Here is a 22,079-nt window from a genome sequence, read left to right as displayed (position 1 = left end):
GGTCAGCTCGCGTAGGCGCGCAGTCGCTCGGCGCGATCGCCCTTGCGCAGCTTGCCCATCACTTCACGTTCGATCTGGCGTACCCGCTCCCGAGACAGACCGAACAACTTGCCGATCTGGTCGAGAGTGCGCGGCTGACCGTCGTCGAGACCGAAGCGCAGTCGAATGACCTGCTGCTCCCGCTCGTCGAGCGTGGAGAGGACACTGCGGACGTCGCTGTGCAGCAACCCGGCGATGACGGCACTTTCTGCCGACGTTGCCTCGGAGTCTTCGATGAAGTCGCCGAGTGGCGCTTCTTCGTCGCTACCGACAGGCATGTCGAGGCTTACCGGGTCGCGGCTGTGGTCGAGAAGATCGGCGATCTTGTGCACCGGGATGCCGGATTCGGCAGCCAGTTCGGCGTCGGTGGCTTCCCGACCGAGTTGCTGATGCAGTTCGCGTTTGATGCGAGCCAGTTTGTTGACCTGCTCGACCAGGTGGACTGGTAGGCGGATCGTGCGGCTCTGGTCGGCCATACCGCGCGTGATGGCCTGACGGATCCACCACGTTGCGTAGGTCGAGAACTTGAAGCCCTTGGCGTAGTCGAACTTCTCCATCGCGCGGATGAGTCCGAGGTTGCCCTCCTGGATCAGATCCAGCAGGGGCATCCCGCGGCCGGTGTAGCGCTTGGCCAGCGAGACGACGAGTCGGAGGTTGGCTTCGAGCAGATGTGCCCGGGCCGCACGACCTTCGCGGACAACGGTCGTGAGGTCACGCCGTTTGGTCACCGACAGTCGCTTGGCGGTCGCGAGCAGATGCTGCGCGTACAGACCGGCCTCGATTTTCTTGGCCAGTTCGACCTCTTCGACGGCACTCAACAGAGCGGTCCGGCCGATGCCGTTCAGGTACACGCGTACCAGATCGGCGGCTGGGCTCTGGGCGTCGAGATCGGCGTCGCTCGGACGTAGGCGAACTGTGCTGGGGCCTGTCATGACTTGCCTCCCTGAATCGGTGGTGTCTCATATGGATCAACGGACACACACCCCTGAAAGTTCCCTCGATTCCCGTCTTCAAACACTCCTGAGCAGCAGTTTTCATGGATTCGTCCTGAGAAGTTGCTGAGAAGGTTCCAGGGGCGGGAACGCCGGTGGAACTTCTCGAGGAACTTCTCGAGGAACTCGGGGTCGTGCGGGTCAGGCTGGAGTGAGCAAGCCGTGCCGCACCAGAGCACGAACGAGTTCGCTTGCGGAGGCGAGCAAGTCGTCGGAAGCAGGCTCGCCGGTGTGCGCCGCCGCAAGCAGCTCCACCAATTCCGACAACGCCAAGCCGTCGGGCCGCATTCCCGACACCAGCGCGACGCCGAGTTCGTCGACGTCGTGGCTCCAACTCGGACCGTTGCCACGGTGCAGCCGCGTCGCGACTTCGTTCCAGCCCTCGGCTCCCGGCTGGAACACCCGCTCCAAGGCCGTCGCTGCGTCGACGCGGAACCGGGCCTCGAGCACGTCGTGCTCACGCAGCCACGCGGACCGCGCGAAATAGGCAGGCGCTTCGGCCCCGAGCGGATCGGAGAAGCCGTGTGTCAGGTCTTCGGCAAGTACCTCGGTCGGCGCGTCGATGCGCCGCAGATAGACGTAGCCGAAGCCGATGCCCTCGACGCCTGCCGCGGCGAAGTGCTCGAGCCATTCGTCGGCCTGCGTCTGCGCGGCGTCGGCGCGTGGATCGAGACCTGCGTCGCGCTGCCAGGTTCCGACGTACAACGCGGGATCGGCGACATCACGCTGGACGATCCAGGCATCGATGCCGTAGTCGGGCAGCCACGACGCCACTCGCTGCCGCCAGTCCTCGCCTTCGATGTGCACCCACGACGCCAGCATCGCCGCGGAGCCGTTGGGTGCGAGCAATTCGGGTGTGCCCGATACGACGAGTTTGCTGGCGCCGTCGAGATCGAGGCCCGAGTCCCGATAGGTGTGGGCCACCCTGGCAAGCCCGACGACGAACGGGGGATTGGCAACCACCCGATCGAAGGTCCGGCCTGCGACAGGTTCGAACCAGGAACCCTCGACAAGTTCGATATCGACGTCGTTCAGCGCAGCGGACGCGGCGGCGAGCCACAACGCGCGGGGGTTGACGTCGGTCGCGGTCACCGATGACGCGTAGCCGGCTGCGTGCAGCGCCTGAACGCCACATCCGGTACCGAGATCGAGCACGGTGCCTGTCGGGTCGATCGGAGTCGCCTGCAGCAACGACAGCGACGCATGGCCTACCCCGAGGACGTGATCTTCGGTGATGTCGCGCGGTGCCATGCTGTCGTCGAGGTCGGACAGGATCCACTGCGGTGTGTCCTGCAACTGCAACGGCCGCAGATCCAGCGCCGCGCGAACGAGGTCGCCGGTCCGTTCGAGTAGGCCGGCGGCGACCGCGTCGTCGACCACGACGGGATGTAATGCGGCGGCGACGTCCGCGACCGTGCAGTCATCGGTCAGCAGGAACAGTCGGATCAGGATGCCGAGGTCGCCCGCGCCGCCGATCAGGCGGCGGACCGGGACCGCTTCCGAGCGCGACAACGCCGCCAGCCCATCGGTGCCGAGCAGCTCTTCCAAGGTGTCCGCATCGAACCGACAGCGGATCAGCGCAGCGCGCAGGTCAGGGCAGAGTTCGACGAGCAACGACGATCGGGCAGCAGTCACCCGAGCAAGTGTTTCAGCCGTCGATGACGGTGTGGCGAGCAGGTTCGATCGCGGGTACCTCGGTGCGGGCGAAGCTTTCCGGACCGTAGTTGTAGGGCCGTGGTTCGTTCTTACGTCGCGGCGGCCGATCGTTCGCGATCAGGACAGCGACCCACGGGAGGGGGATCGACACCGCGATGATGGCGACGGAGATCCAGGCGTTCTCGAACATGCTGTAGGTGAGCGCAGCGAGCAGCAAGGCCGGGATTCGGAAAGACATGATGATCGTGTACCGCTTGACCCGAGCCCGATGCTGAGCCTCCACCGAATCCGCTGCCTGCGTGATGACCGCGGGGTGCCGCCACGTACCGTCGTTCTCCGACGCTTGGAAACCTGCACCTGCCATAGCACCACCATGGCACTACCCGCCGACAAATGCACGCAGTGCAGGTAGACGGGACGGGTCAGACCTACTGGCGAGTATTCGGGCAGCTTCGGGCATTATTGATCCGTGAGCACAGACACAAAGGTCCGGCCCGAAGAGACCACCGACGAAACGACGAGCGACGACACTCCCAAGTTCTTCCACTACGTGAAGAAGAACAAGATTGCCGAGAGCGCGGTGATGGGCACGCACGTCGTCGCACTGTGCGGCGAGGTCTTTCCCGTCACGAAATCGGCAAAACCGGGATCTCCCGTCTGCCCGGATTGCAAGAAGATCTACGAGGGATTACGCAAAGGCGAGTGAGCCTGCGGCCGAGGCAGTGCCTCGGTCGGTTGTTCGTCACCCTCGAAGTCCGAGTCGTCACGCTCGCCGCGAGTGACGCCTCGGACCTTGTCGGTCGCGACGCGGATGGGTCCCGTAGCGAGTTGCTTCAGGTTCGTCACCGCGGCGGCACCCTCTTCGGTCGCCTGGGTCGCGATCCATTCCTTCATCTGATCGATCCGGGTGGGCCGTGCGGGCCAGAATTCTTGGATAGTCGCATTGAATTCGGCGCCCAGAATCACGGCGAAGCCGAGGAAGAACGTGAACAGCAAAAAGGCGATCGGTGTTGCCAGTGCGCCGTAGGTGACGCCGCTGTCGGCAGCCCAGCTCAGATAGCGGCGCAGGCCCGCGCTCGCCGCCATGAAGAACACCCCCGCGACGAGGGCGCCACCGAGTAGTCGATGCCACGGCAGTGATCTGTGCAGCGCGAGTTTGTACAAAGTCGTCAAACCGACGATGAGCAGCAGACCGACGATCGGGAAGTACAGGAAGTCCAGGAATCGGGTGCCGACATCGTACCAGGAGTCGGGGAAGATCCGCGCGATCGATGCGGGTCCGAGGGCGACGAGCGGCAGGATGAACACCGACGCAATGAGAAACATCACATACAGCAGCAGCGCGAAGATCCGCTGCCACACCGGGTGTCGCGAATCCTTCTGATCGTGGGCCTCGACGATCGAATCCACGAACGTCGCCATGGCCGACGAGCCCGCCCACAGGGTCAGTATGAAGCCGACCGAGACGAACCCGACCCGGCCCTGTCCGAGCACGTCGGTGACCGTCGGTTGGATGATCTGATCGACGACGTTGCTGCTGAACGTGCGCTCACTGAACGAGATGATCCGCCGGTGCACGATTTCGAGAATGTCGGGGCGACCGAACCAGCCGCCGACATACCCGAGGCTGCCGAGCAATCCGAGCAATAGCGGCGGCAGTGACAGGGTTTGCCAGAAGGCTGCCGTCGCAGCCTTCGCGAATATCGAATGCCCCCATGCTTTGTCGGCCGTCCGCCAGATCACCTGCCAGACGCGCTTGGGTGGCGACGCCGCAGGTAGGGGGGTGTCTGCACGGCGATCGGCAGCGTCGGGGACCTCGTCGGTGCCCTTCGCGCCACTCGTCGATTCGTTCATGGTGATTTCCAGCATTCCTGACATTCGGCCGTTCCGCCCGCTGTGCGCGATCGTGTCGCGTCACGGCGAAGCGTAGGCGCTCGCGTCGCGGGCAGCCGAATTTCCCCGCTAAGCTCGTCGCGGTGCGAGTGCGACCGAATGTGCAAGCGAAGGAGTTCCACCGATCGTGCTGAGTGAGAGTCAGGAATTGGCAGTTTCGACTGACTCGGTGACATCGAGTGCCGGCGCAGGACCGTTGCGTGCGTGGCAGCGGCGAGCATTGACGAAGTACCTGTCGAAGAAGCCACGCGATTTCCTCGCCGTGGCAACACCGGGTGCCGGAAAGACGACCTTCGCGCTCCGCGTCGCAGCGGAGTTGCTCGGTGATCGCACGGTCGACCAGGTGACGGTCGTAGCGCCGACCGAGCATCTCAAGCACCAGTGGGCCGACGCTGCCGCACGGGCAGGTATCGCGCTCGATTCGCGGTTTTCCAACTCGACCGGACAGACGTCGTCGGACTACCACGGTGTCGTCATCACCTACGCCCAGATCGCCGCTCACCCGGCCCGCCATCGGGTGCGCACGGAGAACCGGCGGACCCTGGTCATCCTCGACGAGATCCACCACGGCGGCGACGCGAAAAGCTGGGGTGATGCGGTCCGCGAAGCGTTCAGCGACGCCACCCGCCGCCTCGCGCTCACGGGAACACCTTTCCGCAGTGACGACAGCGCGATCCCGTTCGTCACCTACGAGCCCGACGCCGCGGGCTTCCAGCGGTCGAAGGCCGATCATTCCTACGGCTATTCGGACGCGCTCAAAGACGGCGTCGTCCGGCCGGTCGTCTTCCTCGCCTATTCCGGTGAGGCGCGCTGGCGCGACAGCGCGGGCGAGGAATTCACCGCGCGGCTCGGTGAACCGCTGTCCGCCGAGCACACCGCTCGCGCCTGGCGTACCGCGCTCGACCCGACCGGTGACTGGATTCCTGCAGTGCTGCGCGCTGCGGACATGCGGCTGAGCCAGCTGCGGTCCGGCGGTATGCCCGATGCGGGTGGACTCGTCATCGCGACGGACCAGACCAACGCGCGGGCATACGCGGACTTGTTGGAGGCTCTCACCGGCGAGCGCCCGGCGGTCGTCCTGTCCGACGACCCGAGCTCGTCCAATCGCATCACCGAGTTCGACAACAGCGAGCAACGCTGGATGGTCGCCGTTCGCATGGTGTCCGAAGGTGTCGACGTGCCCCGGCTCGCGGTCGGTGTGTACGCGACTAGCGCGGCAACTCCGCTGTACTTCGCCCAGGCAATCGGCAGATTCGTGCGAACCAGGCGCCCGGGTGAGACCGCGAGTGTGTTTCTGCCGTCGGTCCCGGTGCTGCTCGATCTCGCAGCGCAGCTCGAAGCGCAACGCGATCACGTGCTCGGCAAGCCGCATCGCGAGAAGGACGGTTTCGACGACGATCTGCTCGCCGACGCGAACAAGACGAAAGACGAGCCGGGCGAGGACGAGAAAGCGTTCACCTCGCTCGGTGCCGACGCCGAACTCGATCAGGTCATCTACGACGGATCATCGTTCGGTACCGCGACGTTCTCCGGCAGCGACGAAGAGGCGGACTACCTCGGTCTGCCGGGTCTGCTCGATGCCGAACAGATGCGGGCCCTGCTGCGTGAGCGTCAGGATCGGCAGCTGACCGATCGGCAGGCGGTCGGGTCGGAGAAGTCGGTCGCGCAGGTCAAGGCGACCGAGCGGGTTGCGGCTGCGCAGAATCTGACGGAACTACGTCGCGAACTCAACGGTCTCGTCGCGATGCATCACCACAGAACCGGGAAGTCGCACGGAACCATTCACGGCGAGCTGCGTCGTGACTGTGGAGGTCCGCCGACGGCGATCGCCACCGCCGACCAGCTCGCCGAACGAATCGCGGCTCTCCGTCGCTGGTAGGGCGCTGCGCGCCTCGTGGGTCTTTTCGGTGGTCGGGCCCGCCGAAAAGACGCACGAGGCCGGAGGCCAAATCGGGCGGCCTCCCGAAGGAGGCCGCCCGATTCTGTAGGTAGTTGGGGAAGAGTGATCAGCTGACCGGAATGGAATCCGACTCGATCTTCGCCGCGAGTTCCACGAGACGCGTCTCGTAGGCATTGGCGTGATGCTGGCAGAAGAGCAGTTCGCCTCCGGACGCCAAAACTGCACGTACCTTGGCTGCGGCTCCGCATCGGTCACAGCGGTCCGCAGCGGTCAGCGGGGCGCTTGTCAGTGTTGCTGGCATGACTCCTCCGTCCTAGCCTCCGGCTGGCGCCGTCGGCCTGGGCCTGTCCTTCCGAGCCATGGTGGTTCGGTGGCACTACTCTTACAGACGTTCGGGAGACAGGCTTTGTTCCCGAGGGCGTTTCATTGTGTTGTCACTAACACGAAACATTGAAGAATCTTTCGCTGTGAGGAGTCTTACCCGTGGGGAGCAGAATTCACACACTGCTTCATATTTGCACGCTCGACGAGTGGCTCTCGGCGCGACGCACGGGTGAACATCGACCCGAATCTCTCGACACTCACGGTTTCGTTCACCTGTCCGCTCCCGATCAGGTCCACCTCCCCGCGAACCGGATCTTTGCAGGACGCAACGATCTTGTATTGCTGCGTCTGGACCCGAACAGATTGACCTCGCCGGTGCGCTGGGAGGCGGGCGTTCCGTCCGATCCTGAGTCGATGCTGTTCCCGCACCTCTACGGTCCGCTGCCGACCGCGGCCGTCACCGCCGTCACCGAATACCGACCCGACGCCGATGGAACGTTCGGTCCGCCGCCAGGTTGAGTTCAGCTGCTCGCAAGGCCACGCGCGACGATCGCTGCCTGCACTCGGGACGCGACTCCCAGCTTCGTCAGCACTTTCGACACGTGAGTCTTGACTGTCGTCTCCCGGATGTAGAGCCGCGACGCGATCTGCGTGTTGGACAGCCCGTCACCGAGACAGTCCAGAACTTCGCGTTCGCGTTCGGTGAGGTCGGCGACGCCGGGCGGTGTCGCCGCGTCGGGCGCAGTCGACGCGAAGGCATCGATGAGGGTCCGAGTTACCTGCGGTGCAAGCACGCCGTCACCGGCCGCGACCGACTTGACGGCATCGACGAGTGTGTCGGCCGACGCGGACTTCAACATAAATCCCGACGCTCCTGCCCGCAGTGCTCGGAAGACGTACTCGTCGATCTCGAACGTCGTCAGAATCAGCACCTTGGCAAGGCCGTCGGTTGTTATCTGTTCGGTCGCAGCAATGCCGTCGACGCCGGGCATGCGGACGTCCATCAGAACGACGTCCGGTCGGAGCGCTTTGGTCTGTGCGACTGCGACATCACCGTCGGCTGCTTCGCCGACGACGACCATCCCGTCGACCGAGCCCAGAATCAGCCGCAGCCCCGACCGTATGGCCGCGTGATCGTCGGCGATCAGGATCTTGATGACGGACCCGTCGACCACTTCGTTCGCGGTCATGTCGTCGGTGTCCGTTCTGTCGGCGTCATGGGTGAGGAGAGAGGCAACGACGCACGCACACACCATCGCCCAGCGCGCTCGCCCGCAGCGAACGATCCACCGAGCAGTTCGGTTCGTTCACGCATATTGCGTAAACCGCTGCGCGGTGAGTCGAGGTCGGCGGTCGCGGAGTTCCGAACTGTGATCGCATTGGTCACGGTCAGCAACAACTGATCCGGATCGACGCGGACCTGCATGTCGACGGCCTGGCCGGCGGCGTGCTTCATCGCGTTGGTGAGCGCTTCCTGTGCGATGCGGTAGGCGGTGTGGTCGACGGCAGACGGTATCGGAATGTCGTCGTGTCGGTTGCGCACGACGACGGCGGTTCCGGCGACGCGTGCGGATTCGACGAGTTTGGGCAGGTGGGCGAGGCGGCGCGGCGCGGTGATTTCTCCGGACACGTCGTCAGATCGCAGCAGACCGATCATCGACCGCATCTCGTCGAGGGCGCCGATGCTGTTGGCGCGCATGGACTTCAGAATCTCCGGGATCGAATCGGGGTTGCTTTCCTGCACCCGAAGCGCGGCTTCGGATTGGATCGCGATCGCGGAGAGGTGGCCGGCGATCACATCGTGGAGGTCGCGGGCCATCGTGTTGCGCTCGTCTGCGATGGCGGCTCGACGGTCCAGTTCGGCAACGACCGTCAACGCGTGGGCGCGCGCTCGTTCGGCGTCGGCGATCTCCTTGTGGGTCCTGACGGCCAGGGCCCACCAGATCGGTGTTGCGAGGAAGGCGGACGCGATGGCGACCGCGATGGCGACCGAACGCCAGTCGCCGGTCACCGCGAGCACAGCGCAGACGCCCACGACACTGCCCACGATCGACACCGTGACCACGGCCCGCGATTGCCGACGTGTTCCGTACAGTGCCACCGCGTAGACGAGGTCGGAATAGATGAGCCACACCGGTACGGTCGGGCCGAGCGCGAGGTCGATGCCGAGGGGGACGAGTCCGGCGAGGATGGCCGTTGCCGGCGCGAGCCGCCGTGCGAAGGTCGCGAGGCACAGCATCGCGAGGACGCCGAAGCGAACCGCAAGCGACGGATCCGCGGCTTTCGTCGACAGCGGGTACAGACCTGCTACGTAGAGCATGCCGCCGAAGACGAACGTGATCACAGCGATGATCGCGCTCTGGGCTGCTATCGACAGATCTGACCAGCGTCGCACCGTCCCATCACAACACAGCCCCGAGCGATGCCGAGTCCGTCGAAAGGATGAGGCGGGATCGGTCCGATGCACGACGCGCGGCGGGTACGGCCACGAGGAGAGTCGTTCCTATGACAACCGTGCTCGTTCTCGGCCTCGTCGGCCTCGCTCTGGTCGACAGCACGAGTATCGGAACCTTGGTCGTTCCGGTGTGGCTGCTGCTGTCACCGAAGCGGCCTTCGGTGCGCATGCTCGCCTACTACCTCGCGACGATCGCGGCGTTCTACTTCGTGGTCGGGGTCGCGTTGGCCCTCGTGGCGCAAGCCGGTACCGACTGGTTGCAGTCGTCGCTGCGGAGTCCAGTCGTGCTGGTACCCCAACTGGCGGTCGGGGTCGGTCTTTTCGCGTTGTCGTGGCGGTTCGACTCGAAGAAACGTCGAAGCCGAGGTGAGCCGGATCGTGTGGCGCGTTGGCGCGAACGTGCCATCGATTCGCAGTCGTCGGGTCGCGGCCTTGCGATCCTCGCCGTGAGCGCCGCGACGTTGGAACTGTTCTCGATGCTGCCGTATCTGGCCGCGATCGGATTGCTCGTCGCGAGTCCGCTGTCGGCAGTGCAGTGGATTCCGCTTCTTGCCTGCTACTGCGTCGTGATGATCGCACCCGCATTGCTTCTCGTCGGCGCACGGACCGCCATGCACGATCGCATCGAGCCGCTGCTTCGCAGGATCGACGCATTTTTGATCCGTCACGCCGACAGCGCCGCGGGGTGGGCCTTGGGGATTGTCGGCTTCCTGCTGGCACGCGACGCCGCAGCGCAGCTCTTCTTCGCCTGACTCCACCCCCCTCTGCGCCGTCCGGGGATACGCTCGATTCGTGAACGTCGAAGTAACGCCGCTGCCAGGTATCGGAGTCCGCAAGGACTTCGAACTCGGGTCAGGACGGCGAATCGGTGTCGTGACGCATCGCGACGGTACGACCGACCTGATCGTCTCCAAGCGCGACGATCCTGACGCCTGCGCTGCGCAGGTTCCCCTGTCCAACGAGGAAGCTGCGGTGCTCGGCAACCTGCTCGGTGCTCCGCAACTCGTCGCGCAGTTGCAAGAGGAGCACCGCGATCTGCCTGGCATCAACACTCGGCAGTTGCCGATCGGGGACGGGTCGCCGTACGACGGTCGGACGCTGGGCGACACCGGCATGCGCACCCGCACGAAAGTCTCGATCGTGGCAGTCATGCGGGCAGGTCAGCTGCACCCCTCGCCCGGACCGGACTTCACTTTCACCAAGGGCGATCTACTTGTGATCGTCGGCACGACCGACGGCCTCGACGCCGCAGCCAAGATCCTCACCCACGGGTGAGAGCTTGGCCGGGGGTTCGGATGTTCCACGATGGATGACACCGCTCTCGCCCTCATCGAACTCGGCGCCGTATTTTTCGCTCTCGGAGTACTCGGCCGCCTCGCAGGACGAATCGGTCTGTCGCCCATTCCGCTCTATCTCGTCGGTGGTGTGGCCTTCGGCCACGGCGGTCTCGTCCCGCTCGGTGAAGCGGGTGAGTTCAGTCATCTAGCGGCCGAGATCGGCGTCGTCCTGCTGCTTTTGCTCCTCGGACTCGAATACACCGCACCCGAACTCGTCAACGGACTCCAGAAGTCGTGGATGGCGGGTGTTCTCGACCTCGTTCTCAACGCGACGCCGGGCGCGGTTGTCGCGTTGCTGCTCGGGTGGGGACCGATCGGGGCACTGACACTCGCTGGTGTCACCTACATCTCGTCGTCGGGTATCGCCGCCAAGGTGCTGACCGACCTCGGCAGGCTCGGTAACCGCGAAACGCCGGTGGTGCTTTCGATCCTGGTGTTCGAGGACCTTGCAATGGCGTTGTATCTGCCGATTCTCACCGCGTTGCTCGCCGGCGTCGGATTCTTCGGTGGTCTGCAGGCGCTCGGCATCGCGCTGCTGGTGATCACGACCGTGCTGTTGATCGCGCTGCGCTACGGGCACTACGTATCGGCAATCGTCGACAGCGCGGACCGCGAGGTGTTCCTGCTCAAGCTTCTCGGTGCCGCGTTGCTCGTCGCGGGAATCGCACAGGGTCTACAGGTGTCGGCGGCTGTTGGTGCCTTTATGCTCGGCATCGCGATCTCGGGGTCGACCGCTCACAACGCGACGAAACTGCTCGAGCCACTCCGTGATCTCTTTGCGGCGATGTTCTTCGTCGTCTTCGGATTGAATACCGACCCAGCCAGCATCCCGCCGGTACTCGGCTGGGCGATCGTGCTCGCGGTCATCACGACCGCGACCAAACTCGCGACCGGGTGGTGGGCGGCCGCACATCAGAACGTGGGCAAGATGGGCCGAGCTCGTGCCGGCGCGGCACTTGTCGCGCGTGGTGAATTCTCGATCGTGATCGCGGGACTTGCCGTCGCGGCAGGGACCGTCGAGGACGATCTCGCGGCGCTCGCAACGGCGTACGTGCTGCTGATGGCCATCGTCGGCCCGATCGCAGCTCGATTCGCTGAGCCGGTGGTGCGACTGTTCCAACGGCCCGAGCCCGATCCCCATGGCGCTGAGGTCGACCCGTTTTTCAGGCCCTGAATTTCGGGGCTGAGTTTCGAGGAAAACTTCTTCTCGCGGGTTCAACCCGATCGACGGCCAGTCCGTATTCATCTGTGTCCGATCCTGTCTAGTCCATGTCGGATCTCATACATGTCCGAAGGATTTCGCCACCGCTGAAGGAGCTCACCCGCGATGACTGCGCCCGCCTTGCCCGAACTCGAGATTCCGGGCGTCTACCGGATCGAGAACATCAGCGTCAAGGAGGGCATGCCGCTCGTCCTCGACATGACGCGAGCCGTCTACCCGCATGCGGAGGTGTACGGCGACTACATCACCGTGCAGGAGCACATCGATGTTCCGCCGGACGAGTTGTTCGAATACCTCTCCGACACAAGAAGTCTCGGCGAGTGGACCTACAGCATGCGCGACTTCGCCGAATGCGACGAAGAAGGTCTATGGGTTTCCGACGACCGAATCGGCGACCACACCAAGATCTACACCCGAACCATTGCCAGCGCAGACGCTCGCACCGTCGACTACCACTGCGCGTGGGACCAGGGCAAACACCTGTGGATGATCTACCTCATGCGCGTTATCGACGCGCAGGTGGTGTTGAACAAGCCCGGTTCGGTCGTCATCTGGACCAACTGCCGCCATCCGTACTACGACGGCAACGCCTACCCGGAAACCGCGCCCGAGGGTCGTCCCGTCTGGGTCGGTGACTTCTGGGAGCTCTTCTATGCAGGCCACCTCATGGAACTGCGCAACCTCAAAGCAATCGCCGAATACCGGCACGCCAATGGCCAGCCGATCAAGCCGGAGTGGATGAAGTGATGAAACCCGTTGTCAGCCTTGCCGATGTCTCCAGCTACCTGCCGAAGGATCGGGTCAGCGCGGACTACTTCGCCAAGTACGCGGAATCGGGGGCGCAGGCATCGAATGTGATGTTCAAGGCGCCCGCGTTCCGCCACCATGTCGCACCGGGCGAGACGCCCGCCGACATGGTCGAAGCCGCCATCGCGCCATTGTTCGAGCGGCAAGGTGCCGACTTCCTGGACGAGGTCGACGTCCTGATCACCCACACCCAGTTGCCTGACCTCGGCATCGTCGGTAGTGGCGGCGACATTGCGCACCGACTCGGTATCAACCCGGAATGGTTGATCGACCTGCACAACGGTGGCTGCGCGGTGTTCGTCTACATGATGAAGATCGCCAAGCAGATCCTCGAAACGACTTCTGCCCGTTCGGCTTTGATCGTCACGACGCAGAACTGTGCGGGTCAGGTCTTCACGCAGGACCAGGTTCGGACCTTGCCGCAAGCCGCGATCCCCGGCGATGGTGCGGCGGTCGGTCTGCTGACGAAGTCCGACGAGTCTCCGATCCTCGATATCGAAGCGATTCATCTGCCGCAGTACGCAGGCCAGATGACGGTGATGGCCGATCCGCCCCGAAAATACTGGGAGGCAGGCGAAGGGCAGATGCATCTCGGCTTCACGGAGTCGAAGATCGCGAAAGTTCTCGCTCGGGGCAATCGCATCGTGCCCGAAGTTGCTGCACAGGTCTGCAAGCGCATCGGCGTGAAGTCCAGCGACCTGGATCTGCTTGTGACGAATCAGCCGAACCGACTGTTCCTACGGAACTGGCGCGACGCGCTGCAGGTCCCGAAGGAGCGTCATCCGGATACGTTCGAGGACTGTGGAAACCTTTTCGGCGCAGGAATTCCCGTCACGTTCGACCGTGCAGTCCGCGAAGGGAAGGTGGCGCCCGGATCGCTGGTGATGTTCGCGGGATTTGCACACGCCGGTGACTTCGCTGCCGCGACCGCGGTGCGCTGGAAAGGCTGAATCAGCGTCGGGCGTGACAGCGTGGACCGAGTGTTGCAGCGGTTCGCCTATTCGGCACCGCTGCGCCATTCGGTCCGGCTGATCAGACTGTCGACTGCGGCGGCTACCGCTGTGGACGTGGCCGGCTGCGCCACAATGGAATCCGGCCGGTTGCGGACGAGGTAGCGGCCGTCGTTCGCGTAGTCGATCACATGAAAGCTCGTCGAGACTTCGTCGGTTCGGTTGTCGTAGCCTCCGCCTGGTGCGGCACCGAACTCTGCGACAAGCGTGCGTGGCCGGTCGAAGAACGTGGCGATGGTGTCGTGGGGTCTGACGTGATCCGTCGCTGTGAGAATCCCGCCGCGTCGGTCGTCGTCGAGGTCGGATTTGTGAATCGTCAACTCACGCAATCGTCCTGGCGCGCAGGACGGTAGCAGTTCGAGCAACTGCGATGTGATGGCCTTTGCGGGCAGGCGCCGGACGACGAGGTCGGACCCGGTGTCGGGCGTCGTGCCGGGGTCTTGGACGGCGACCACGGCTGTCGGTCCGAGTAGGGCGGCATGCACACGCACGCTCGTCTGAAGGTTCGGGCCGAGGAAGCCGTACAACTCGATTCGAAGGCTGGGCCGGGCAAACACCTCCAGCGCTGCCCGCAGATCGTCGTTCCGGTCTTCGGCAAGCCTGGCGGCCGCGGCAGACCGTTGTGTACGCAATTGCGTTCCGGTGTCGGCGTTCTCGCGGTATCTGAGGGGGTAGGGCAAGCGGTCGAGGCCGGCCGAGCGCAGTGCAACCCCGAACTCGGTTCCCGTCACCCGCCATTCTCGCCTGCTCACTCGCCGATCACCGGCGGTGCGACCTTGTCGATCTTGCCGATCAACGCATTTCCGTTGTGCACGTTGACCAGATAGCTCGGGGTCTTGTGTTCGTCGTCGTCCTCGCCGCGGCCGCGAGCGCCCGGCGGGTGCATACCTCCCATGCCCGGTGCGCCGTGTCGTCCCGGTGCGGGAGCCCCGGGTGAGCCGGCTGGGGTCGGTGCTGTCCCAGGAGCGCCCGGTGCGGGCGACAGCGAGACAGGCAGTGGCCCAGCAAGATTGGGACCGCTGCCGGGTCCCGGATGGTTCGTGCTCGGGCCGGGTGAGCTCGGTCGAGAAGAATCCAGGGGAGTGCTGTTCGGATTCGGCCTGTCGAAGTCGGGTGCCGAGGTGGGTCGGGTGGACAGTGGATCGTCGACCGAGCTCGTAGGCTGGACCGACTGCTGATCGTCCGAGTCGCCGTCGAGCGGGGTGTCGTCTGCGAACTGCGATTGGTCGGCCACCGTGTCGTCGGACGCCGGTGAGCCTGCGGGATTCGTTGTGTCGCTGCGCCGTTCGGCGTTGACCTGGTACGTCGCCGCGCTGGAAGCTCCATCGGGTCCGGCCGATCCGGGACCTCCGACCGATTGCGAGTTCGCGTTTCCCGATCGATCCTCGGCTTGCCAGTGTCCGACCGGGTTGTACGGCTGGGGAATCCTCGGAGTCTGGCCGTCTATCGACACAACACCCGGTTTGTAGTGCCTGATCAACGCCTGCTGCGCTTGGGCTTCCAACTCGTCGGCGACATGATGGGCCGCTTTCGCTGCTCCCGGGATCGGAATCAGACCGGGGGAGGACGCCGCAGTCTCGACGGGTACCGGTGGAACAGCAGCGATGGTTCGTCGGACGAAGTTCTCGACCTCGTCGAGTCGATTGGCGATCATCTGAGTTGTCAACGGAAGTGCGCGGGCTTGACCGTGGTAGTCGGAAATTCCCTGTGCTGCAGCGGCGGCGAAAGTTCCTTCCCAACCGCGATACAGCGCGGCACCGACCTTCGACTGGAATGCGTCGAGCAAAGTCGACGCTTCGGTCGCGATCCCTCGCCAGGCGTCGGCCGCGCTGTTGATCGTCGCAGGCGCCATCTTGGTGACCTCTGCGACGATCTGCTCGTGCGACCACGTCTCGAAAGCTTCGTCCGCGCTCACGTGCGGATTGTCGAAGCTGTTGCCGTACTGGCTGTTGAGGTCGTGCCACTCGCGTGAAAGCCCCGTCACCTCGCGCTGCCCGACAACGGGACCCTGCACGCTGGTCCGTGTGCTGTCGTCCGCGAACAAGTCGAAGGTGTCCTTCGGAGCCATCTGCGCACCCTCCGTATATGTCGCTGCGTGGGGACGCCACCCCGAGATGCAGGCCTGTATATCGGATTGGACGCACGCCGACCGTGATCGGTTCCATTCGACCGAGATTCAGGTTCGGCCGACCACGGATGGAACCGATCGTCCCGTAGCCGCGTCCAACACCACGACGGGCTAGGGCCGGCTCAGCCGGCGGGACGCTATCGAATGGGGGGCGGTTATGGCATCGCTGAATGCTGATTTGGATGTGCTGGCGCGGCTGGGTGGAGAACTGAACGATCTCGGCAGCAAGATGGTGGACTATCTGATCGGCGACACCGCGCAAGGTCCGAATCCGGACGGGATGTCTTCTGCCTTTGTGGCCGTTGATATTTCGCACAGCCTCGTCGACCGATCTCTGATCCCTGCCATCCAAGAGCGATTGAGCGAAACCGGCGATGTCATGGTCGGCATCGCTCGCGAGTACCGCGACCAGGACGAACGAAACGTCGGCGCGCTGGTCAACGCCTACAACACCGGGCTCGGAAGCTGGACTGTCGAGGAGCCGACGGTATGACGTTGAATCGCGATCAGATCTATTCGTGGGACCCACAACAGCTCGTTCGACTCGGCGAAGCGTGGCTCACCGTCGGGCGTGGCATCGAAGAGAAATTCGAGCAGTACGTTGCCGCTGTCGGGAAGGTCAACGACGACAAGCACTGGGAAGGCGAGACGGCCGAAGCTGCTCAGCGTTGGGCCGATCGAGACAGACTGACGGCATATTCGCTCGTCGACAAGCTCGAGCAACTGGCTGAGCGCGCGAAGCTTGGCTGCGGGGAGGTCGACGCGCCGCTGCAGCATGTTCGCCATGCGATCGACTTCGCCGAGAATCAGGCGTACATCGTGACCGACGATCTGGTCGTCGTCGACACGGTCGGCAAGCCGAGTGTCGAGCGAGTGAAGCAGCGCGCCGAGCTACAAGCGGTGATCACCGACAACGCCCTGCTTGCCGAGCAGGCCGACGCGCGAGTCGATGCCGATCTCGGCAACGCCCGCGGCGACCTCCGTGCTGCGTTCACGAGTAGCGGAGCGCTCGGACGTGACCAAGGAAAATCCGATGGCGAGCAGATCGCCACGAATCCCTCGTCGATGACACTCGAGCAGCAGCAACGTCTGATCGAATCGGCGCGGCTCACTCCAGAGCAGATCGGGTCGCTGCAGGCCGGCAACACGGCGACGGTACCGGCTTCGCAGATGGAATACCTGAATCAGGTCGGCCGCGCACTCGACGGTAAAACGCCACGTGAAATCGAAGCAATCATGAACAAACTTCCACCGGAATCGCGTCAGGCTCTGGCGAATTCGCTCCAGATCCTGTCGAACGAGAAAATCAAGACATCGATTGCAGGTGATCCCGCGGTCCCTGCCAAAGGCGGACCGAATTTGTTGCCGAACAAGATCCGCGAATCGTTGACACGCGACGACCTCGTAACGCGCAGATTCGGCAGCGATCCGGGAGCAGTGAAGCCGACCATCAATTTCAACGGTGTCGACGACAATCAGGCAATTGCGCGCATTTCCGGCGCTGCAGGAGTCGAGTACATGGTGGGAAGCGCGCTGGACGAGGGCCTCCTAGAGGTTGGCCGTCAATATCTCGACGCACAAGTCGGTCACGAAAAGAGTGGAAAAGCGGACAACGAGGACATCTTCATCGACGGCCATCCTGCAATCCAAGGTGAGTACCGACCGCGGGAAGCGGATTACAACAGCATGGTGTCCGAGATCTTCGCGGCAACAGGCAACGACAAGGTCGCTGTATTGGATGCCATCTCCAATTCCGAGCATGGTCAGGACTTCCTCGACGACGTTCTCACCCGACAGTGGACCGACGACGGTACCGGTGCATCGGCACTGTTTCGTTTCGGTGAGAACGACGCCACGATCGAGAACGGTTGGTCGTCGAGTGATGTCGCAATCGCGACGCGGACAGGCGACATCATGGAGACCGTCGCGCAGCACATGAGCACCGACGAAGCCCGCGACAGTTTGCTGAATATCGAAGGCACCGATGGACTGTCGGTCGGGCAGGTGAATCCGGAATTGCTGGAGACAGTCGCGCACAGCCTCACTCCCTATGTGGCGGACTTCGGTGGCGCGGATCAGCCGACGAAGCCGGGATTCGACACAGCCGAGTGGTTGACCGACGACGAGAACCATTTCCAAGGCGGGTCGAATGTGTTTGCGGTGCTGAACAGCGGCGAACAAGCAGGGAGTGTCTTCACGCAAGCCGCGATCAACGAAGAGTTGGCCGCCGAGGGGCGCTTTGCTCTCGACCCGAACGACCCGTCGGCAGGTGGGCATCTTTCCGTCGCAGGACGACTCCTCGGTGAGATGGACAAAGGAATCATGCTGTCGGTACAAGATCAGTTCGATGACACAGCCGATCAGGCACAGGCTGCCTACGACCGGAAGTCGTCCGCATACGACGCAGTGCTGAGTGCAGTGTCCTTAGGAATCGACAAGAGTCCGCATGGCGCCGTGATCAACGCGATGGTCGATGCAGGCGGTGATTCGCTGAAGGAATCCATAATCGGCGAGGAACCCGACGGGCCCGAAGAATCCGCCTTGGGCGGTGTCAACTTCGATCGGCATCACCACGCCATCTTGTGCGCGGTTCCAGATCTGCCGGACGAGTTCAGGCGCGACTTCCCCTGGGCCTTCTCTGGGGAGCAGCTCAGGTCTTGGGACGAAGTAGCCGAGTTGACCAAGAACAATCAGCAGAGGCAGGAGGACTTTACGGCAATGTTCTCCAGGCTGTCCGATCCCGCGTACGGCTTCAATTCCGTCCTCCGTGCCTCCTACGACGATGTCGTGAGAAATGATGGCTGACAATCGAGTTCGTATCGCCGGAATACTGATGTCCGCCACGTTGGTCGCCACCGGCTGTGGCTGGTTTGGTACAGGCAAGGCCTTGCATCGCGTTGGACCGCAGCCGCGGTACAGCGAGATCTGGTCGGCTGACCCCGGCATCGACTTGTTCGATCGGGGCGCGGAGTTGGTCCGCGCTGCCGTCGACGCCGCGACCTATACGCGCTTCGCGGGTTTCGATCAGACGTTCCCTGGCTACGAGGAGGCGACTGAAAGCGAGCGGAGTCGCCTACTTTCGTATGTCGACTGGAGTCTCGCTGATAGTCCGAAGAGGGCATTAGGTTGGCCACGGACCGACTTCAACCACATCGCGGGACTCTCGTTTTCGGAAAGTTCTGTCTCGGCGACCGTGTGTAGCTACGTCATATTCGAGAGTGCAGGAGTGCTCGCCCGCCCTGGTCCCGAGGTGATAGGGATAAACGTTCGTATGTCCAATCCAGCGGACAACATCGGAAAAACAGGTTCGCCTGATCGTCGCCCTGAGGTTGCAGATTCGCTGGGCCGCTACGTGCCGGATTGGAATGTGTTCGGCTCGTGGCGCATTGACGAACTCCGTCACGAGTACGATCGCCTCCCGGAAGGCTGTGCCCGCTGGTTTCAGGCACTGTACCCATCCGCGGTTAGGCCAAGTCCGCGCATAATGTCCCCACCACTGGGCACACTCCCACCCACAATGCCGGTTGGTATCCAGTATCCCGAGTGGATCGGCCCGAGCGACGGCTGACGACGAATGGTTCGGAGCGTCCGGACGTCCCCGCGGGGACGTCCGGATCAGCGGCACATGCTCATTCTGCTTCGCCTCCGGAACCGTCTGCTCGGCGACGAAAGGTCTTTGTCCTGCAACGATTGTCGAAAATGTGAAACAGGTTCCCTTTACCTTGTTAGGGTCGGGCGATTACCCCCACTCCGAAGGGATCGATCACTGATGCTTCGAACCACACCGGCACGATGGGGTGTAGCTCTCGCCACTGTCGGCGCGTCTGCACTGTTCTTCCCCGGCGTCGCGTCTGCCGCGCCACCCGGATTGGAAGCCAACGCGGTCGACAACGGTGGCTGCAAGGTGACGTTCTCGATCGACAACCGCACGAACCGTTCGTACACGATGGACTACTGGATCGACGACGAGCCGCTGACCGGTCCGGATTACGGTAGCGGCCCGACCGGCAGGCGACCACCGCTCTCCGCAGGCGTTGCCGACGGCACACCGACCACGCCGTATCGACGCGACATCGAGCCGCCGTTCCATACGGAGAAGCAGGTCGACCTCAAAGCCGTCGAAAATCTCCCCAACCCCGCTGCAGCTACACACGTCGTGCACTACCGGGTGATCCTGGGACCGGAGAGCGACGACTTCGTCCCCGAGAAGACAATGACAGTCACCGGTTGCGCGGCGGCACCGCCCGACACCGGCTCGGGTTCAGGCTCGGCCGGCTCCTCGATGACACCTGCCGGGCTGCTGTCGCGGATCGGTGAACTCTTCGGCTGACCTTCTGCGCGGACGCTCGACTTACAACGCTTCGAGCGTCCGTGTCATTTGCTCGACCGTCTTGTCGGCTAGACCCGGAAACCCAAGTCCCACAACCGGATCGGCCAGTTTGGCGACGCCGTTGAATTCGATATGAGCCTGATAGGTGATCTCTGTCGAGTCGTCGTCCACGGTGGCGAACGTGAGATCGTCCACGCTGCTCGCCGTCTTGTTGCTGCCTTCGAACACAAGATGGTTCGGTTCGTCGCGGGTGAGCTGATAGGTCAGTTCGGTTTCCATGCCGAAGAAGCTCGACACGTTGCGCCATTGTGTGCCGACGGCGACCGGACCGTCGGAAATCTGGCTGCACTTCTTCGAACCTGGATCCCACTCGGTCGCATGTCCGAAGTCCCGCAGATACGCGACGACCGTCTTCAGAGGCTTTGCGACCATAAACGTGCGTTGAGCTTCGACCATCGACTCTCTTTCGTCCGTGGCTGACTCAGATCGCAGCCAACCTCTGACGGATTGCCTGAATCGACCTGCTGCAAACCCGGACCGGCACAATCGCCAACCAGCAAAACGCACAACGCACCCCACGCCGAAACGCGGGGTGCGTTGTGAGCTGAGCAGTTAGTCCAGGTAGTCGCGCAAAACCTGCGAACGCGACGGGTGGCGCAGCTTGGACATCGTCTTCGACTCGATCTGGCGGATACGTTCACGAGTGACGCCGTACACCTGACCGATCTCGTCGAGCGTCCGCGGTTGGCCATCGGTGAGGCCGAAACGCAGACGGACCACACCGGCTTCACGCTCGGACAGCGTCTCGAGCACGGACTGCAGCTGATCCTGCAGCAACGTGAACGACACGGCGTCGACCGCGACAACTGCTTCGGAGTCTTCGATGAAATCGCCGAGCTGACTGTCGCCCTCGTCGCCGATGGTCTGATCGAGCGAAATCGGCTCACGCGCGTACTGCTGGATCTCCAGCACCTTCTCGGGCGTGATGTCCATTTCCTTGGCGAGTTCTTCAGGAGTCGGCTCGCGGCCCAAGTCCTGGAGAAGTTCGCGCTGGATTCGACCGAGCTTGTTGATGACCTCGACCATGTGCACGGGAATGCGGATCGTGCGAGCCTGGTCGGCCATGGCGCGGGTGATGGCCTGACGAATCCACCAGGTCGCGTAGGTCGAGAACTTGTAGCCCTTGGTGTAGTCGAACTTCTCGACGGCGCGAATCAGACCGAGGTTGCCTTCCTGAATGAGGTCGAGGAAGGCCATGCCGCGGCCGGTGTAGCGCTTTGCGAGCGACACCACGAGGCGCAGGTTCGCCTCGAGCAGGTGATTCTTCGCGCGATTGCCGTCGCGGCAGATCCAGTTGAAGTCGCGGCGTTGAGCAACGGGTAGCTTTTCGCCCTTCTCGGCCAGCTCGCGCATCTTCTCGGTGGCGTAGAGCCCCGCCTCGATGCGCTTGGCGAGTTCGACTTCCTCTTCTGCGTTGAGGAGTGCGACCTTGCCGATCTGCTTGAGGTACGCGCGGACCGAGTCGGCCGAAGCGGTGAGCTCGGCGTCCTTGCGGGCTTGACGCAGTGCCTCGGACTCTTCTTCGTCCCAGACGAAATCTCCGGAGGCTTTGTCGGATGACGTCGGTTCGTCGACTGCGCCGTCTTCTTCGACCTCGGCACCGACTGCGACGACCTCGACCACGTCGGATTCGACCGCTGCCAGATCGCCTTCGGGAACGTCGAGATCTGCGATGTCGGTAACTTCGGCCTCGGCCGGATCGACGTCGGGTCCGTCACCGACCGCTGCAGTCGCCTTCTTGGCGGGTGCCTTTTTCGCGGCGACTTTCTTGGCCGGTGCCTTTTTCGCAGGGGCCTTCTTTGCTGCAACCTTCTTAGCGGGCGCCCGTCCGGTCGGTGAAGGTGTTCCGTTCGCCGGATCGTCGGGGGTCGATGGATCGGCGGTCTGACGGGTATTCGTGGCTACCACGTACGCCCTTTCGTGACG

22 protein-coding genes are annotated in these 22,079 nt (G+C 63.5%); 11 read left to right on the top strand and 11 right to left on the bottom strand.

Translation table 11 applies throughout. The annotated features are described in order from the left end of the window. Positions 1-2 precede the first annotated feature (2 nt). The 3 genes from JGU71_RS21265 to JGU71_RS21255 all read right to left on the bottom strand — a co-directional run bounded on the left by JGU71_RS21265 (position 3) and on the right by JGU71_RS21255 (position 3,051). Positions 3-971: a sigma-70 family RNA polymerase sigma factor gene (locus tag JGU71_RS21265; protein WP_199706298.1), complete on the bottom strand. Its 969-nt coding sequence runs from the start codon at positions 969-971 to the stop codon at positions 3-5. A gap of 201 nt (positions 972-1,172) precedes the next feature. Next, positions 1,173-2,666 carry a DUF7782 domain-containing protein gene (locus tag JGU71_RS21260; RefSeq protein ID WP_199706297.1) on the bottom strand — a complete coding sequence of 498 codons (1,494 nt, stop codon included), beginning with the start codon at positions 2,664-2,666 and terminating at the stop codon, positions 1,173-1,175. 13 nt (positions 2,667-2,679) lie between these two features. Beyond that, a complete protein-coding gene (locus JGU71_RS21255; RefSeq protein WP_199706296.1) occupies positions 2,680-3,051 on the bottom strand; it encodes a DUF3099 domain-containing protein in 372 nt (123 codons plus the stop codon). Between the two features lie 105 nt (positions 3,052-3,156). On the opposite strand from JGU71_RS21255, the gene JGU71_RS21250 reads away from it, so the two are divergent. Continuing rightward, entirely contained in the window at positions 3,157-3,393 is a 237-nt protein-coding gene (locus JGU71_RS21250; RefSeq protein ID WP_199706295.1) for a DUF3039 domain-containing protein, read from the top strand. On the opposite strand, the gene JGU71_RS21245 is transcribed toward JGU71_RS21250, so the two are convergent. Next, complete coding sequence (locus JGU71_RS21245; RefSeq protein WP_372433215.1) at positions 3,366-4,430, bottom strand: YihY/virulence factor BrkB family protein; 1,065 nt, start codon at positions 4,428-4,430, stop codon at positions 3,366-3,368. The two genes, JGU71_RS21250 and JGU71_RS21245, sit on opposite strands and share 28 nt — an antisense overlap. Positions 4,431-4,749: 319 nt before the next feature. On the opposite strand from JGU71_RS21245, the gene JGU71_RS21240 reads away from it, so the two are divergent. Then, positions 4,750-6,459 carry a DEAD/DEAH box helicase gene (locus tag JGU71_RS21240; RefSeq protein WP_307829749.1) on the top strand — a complete coding sequence of 570 codons (1,710 nt, stop codon included), beginning with the start codon at positions 4,750-4,752 and terminating at the stop codon, positions 6,457-6,459. A gap of 127 nt (positions 6,460-6,586) precedes the next feature. Here the strand turns inward: JGU71_RS21240 and JGU71_RS21235 are convergent, their stop codons facing one another. Continuing rightward, entirely contained in the window at positions 6,587-6,781 is a 195-nt protein-coding gene (locus JGU71_RS21235; protein ID WP_199706293.1) for a DUF7455 domain-containing protein, read from the bottom strand. Positions 6,782-6,975: 194 nt separating this feature from the next. Here JGU71_RS21235 and JGU71_RS21230 point away from each other — a divergent pair, with 194 nt between their 5' ends. Beyond that, positions 6,976-7,323 carry a DUF952 domain-containing protein gene (locus JGU71_RS21230; protein ID WP_372433214.1) on the top strand — a complete coding sequence of 116 codons (348 nt, stop codon included), beginning with the start codon at positions 6,976-6,978 and terminating at the stop codon, positions 7,321-7,323. A gap of 2 nt (positions 7,324-7,325) precedes the next feature. On the opposite strand, the gene JGU71_RS21225 is transcribed toward JGU71_RS21230, so the two are convergent. Both JGU71_RS21225 and JGU71_RS21220 read right to left on the bottom strand, forming a co-directional pair. Continuing rightward, positions 7,326-7,994 carry a response regulator gene (locus JGU71_RS21225; protein ID WP_199706291.1) on the bottom strand — a complete coding sequence of 223 codons (669 nt, stop codon included), beginning with the start codon at positions 7,992-7,994 and terminating at the stop codon, positions 7,326-7,328. Beyond that, positions 7,991-9,199, bottom strand: coding sequence for a sensor histidine kinase (locus JGU71_RS21220; RefSeq protein WP_307829748.1), 1,209 nt, complete (start codon positions 9,197-9,199; stop codon positions 7,991-7,993). The genes JGU71_RS21225 and JGU71_RS21220 overlap by 4 nt, the downstream gene beginning before the upstream one ends. 110 nt (positions 9,200-9,309) lie before the next feature. Here JGU71_RS21220 and JGU71_RS21215 point away from each other — a divergent pair, with 110 nt between their 5' ends. From JGU71_RS21215 to JGU71_RS21195, 5 genes are all read left to right on the top strand, one after another. Then, positions 9,310-10,011 (top strand): GAP family protein, encoded by a 702-nt coding sequence (locus JGU71_RS21215; RefSeq protein WP_199706290.1) that lies wholly within the window; start codon positions 9,310-9,312, stop codon positions 10,009-10,011. A gap of 40 nt (positions 10,012-10,051) precedes the next feature. Further along, positions 10,052-10,534 (top strand): cation:proton antiporter regulatory subunit, encoded by a 483-nt coding sequence (locus JGU71_RS21210; RefSeq protein WP_199706289.1) that lies wholly within the window; start codon positions 10,052-10,054, stop codon positions 10,532-10,534. Positions 10,535-10,564: 30 nt separating this feature from the next. Next, positions 10,565-11,770, top strand: a complete 1,206-nt coding sequence (locus tag JGU71_RS21205) for a cation:proton antiporter (RefSeq protein WP_199706288.1) — start codon at positions 10,565-10,567, stop codon at positions 11,768-11,770. Positions 11,771-11,923: 153 nt separating this feature from the next. Next, entirely contained in the window at positions 11,924-12,565 is a 642-nt protein-coding gene (locus JGU71_RS21200) for an SRPBCC family protein (protein WP_199706287.1), read from the top strand. Further along, a complete protein-coding gene (locus tag JGU71_RS21195; protein WP_199706286.1) occupies positions 12,565-13,575 on the top strand; it encodes a 3-oxoacyl-ACP synthase III family protein in 1,011 nt (336 codons plus the stop codon). Before JGU71_RS21200 ends, JGU71_RS21195 begins: the two co-directional genes overlap by 1 nt. Before the next feature lie 47 nt (positions 13,576-13,622). Here JGU71_RS21195 and JGU71_RS21190 read toward each other — a convergent pair whose 3' ends face one another. Together JGU71_RS21190 and JGU71_RS21185 are read right to left on the bottom strand one after the other, a co-directional pair. Beyond that, positions 13,623-14,366 (bottom strand): ESX secretion-associated protein EspG, encoded by a 744-nt coding sequence (locus tag JGU71_RS21190; protein ID WP_199706285.1) that lies wholly within the window; start codon positions 14,364-14,366, stop codon positions 13,623-13,625. 17 nt (positions 14,367-14,383) lie between these two features. Continuing rightward, positions 14,384-15,703 carry a hypothetical protein gene (locus JGU71_RS21185; RefSeq protein ID WP_199706284.1) on the bottom strand — a complete coding sequence of 440 codons (1,320 nt, stop codon included), beginning with the start codon at positions 15,701-15,703 and terminating at the stop codon, positions 14,384-14,386. Between the two features lie 217 nt (positions 15,704-15,920). Between JGU71_RS21185 and JGU71_RS21180 the strand changes: the two genes are divergently transcribed. The 3 genes from JGU71_RS21180 (at position 15,921) to JGU71_RS21170 (ending at position 20,093) form a co-directional block, all read left to right on the top strand. Further along, positions 15,921-16,256, top strand: coding sequence for a hypothetical protein (locus tag JGU71_RS21180; RefSeq protein ID WP_199706283.1), 336 nt, complete (start codon positions 15,921-15,923; stop codon positions 16,254-16,256). Next, a complete protein-coding gene (locus JGU71_RS21175; RefSeq protein ID WP_199706282.1) occupies positions 16,253-18,568 on the top strand; it encodes a TPR repeat domain-containing protein in 2,316 nt (771 codons plus the stop codon). Before JGU71_RS21180 ends, JGU71_RS21175 begins: the two co-directional genes overlap by 4 nt. 964 nt (positions 18,569-19,532) lie before the next feature. Then, a complete protein-coding gene (locus tag JGU71_RS21170) occupies positions 19,533-20,093 on the top strand; it encodes a hypothetical protein (protein WP_199706281.1) in 561 nt (186 codons plus the stop codon). Positions 20,094-20,114: 21 nt separating this feature from the next. Here JGU71_RS21170 and JGU71_RS21165 read toward each other — a convergent pair whose 3' ends face one another. Beyond that, positions 20,115-20,549: an SRPBCC family protein gene (locus JGU71_RS21165; RefSeq protein ID WP_199706280.1), complete on the bottom strand. Its 435-nt coding sequence runs from the start codon at positions 20,547-20,549 to the stop codon at positions 20,115-20,117. Positions 20,550-20,705: 156 nt separating this feature from the next. Beyond that, on the bottom strand, positions 20,706-22,061 hold the full coding sequence (locus JGU71_RS21160) for an RNA polymerase sigma factor (RefSeq protein WP_199706279.1): 1,356 nt from the start codon (positions 22,059-22,061) through the stop codon (positions 20,706-20,708). Positions 22,062-22,079: the final 18 nt, after the last annotated feature.

This window comes from Antrihabitans stalagmiti (genome assembly GCF_016482825.1).
Lineage (GTDB): Bacteria > Actinomycetota > Actinomycetes > Mycobacteriales > Mycobacteriaceae > Antrihabitans > Antrihabitans stalagmiti.
This window is presented reverse-complemented; position numbering and strand designations above follow the sequence as displayed.

Coding starts and splice junctions, on each gene's coding strand:
- JGU71_RS21265 (WP_199706298.1), bottom strand. CDS start 971: ATGACAGGCCCCAGCACAGTTCGCCTACGTCCGAGCGACGCCGATCTC.
- JGU71_RS21255 (WP_199706296.1), bottom strand. CDS start 3,051: ATGGCAGGTGCAGGTTTCCAAGCGTCGGAGAACGACGGTACGTGGCGG.
- JGU71_RS21235 (WP_199706293.1), bottom strand. CDS start 6,781: ATGCCAGCAACACTGACAAGCGCCCCGCTGACCGCTGCGGACCGCTGT.
- JGU71_RS21225 (WP_199706291.1), bottom strand. CDS start 7,994: ATGACCGCGAACGAAGTGGTCGACGGGTCCGTCATCAAGATCCTGATC.
- JGU71_RS21215 (WP_199706290.1), top strand. CDS start 9,310: ATGACAACCGTGCTCGTTCTCGGCCTCGTCGGCCTCGCTCTGGTCGAC.
- JGU71_RS21205 (WP_199706288.1), top strand. CDS start 10,565: ATGGATGACACCGCTCTCGCCCTCATCGAACTCGGCGCCGTATTTTTC.
- JGU71_RS21200 (WP_199706287.1), top strand. CDS start 11,924: ATGACTGCGCCCGCCTTGCCCGAACTCGAGATTCCGGGCGTCTACCGG.
- JGU71_RS21195 (WP_199706286.1), top strand. CDS start 12,565: ATGAAACCCGTTGTCAGCCTTGCCGATGTCTCCAGCTACCTGCCGAAG.
- JGU71_RS21185 (WP_199706284.1), bottom strand. CDS start 15,703: ATGGCTCCGAAGGACACCTTCGACTTGTTCGCGGACGACAGCACACGG.
- JGU71_RS21180 (WP_199706283.1), top strand. CDS start 15,921: ATGGCATCGCTGAATGCTGATTTGGATGTGCTGGCGCGGCTGGGTGGA.
- JGU71_RS21175 (WP_199706282.1), top strand. CDS start 16,253: ATGACGTTGAATCGCGATCAGATCTATTCGTGGGACCCACAACAGCTC.
- JGU71_RS21170 (WP_199706281.1), top strand. CDS start 19,533: ATGCTTCGAACCACACCGGCACGATGGGGTGTAGCTCTCGCCACTGTC.
- JGU71_RS21165 (WP_199706280.1), bottom strand. CDS start 20,549: ATGGTCGAAGCTCAACGCACGTTTATGGTCGCAAAGCCTCTGAAGACG.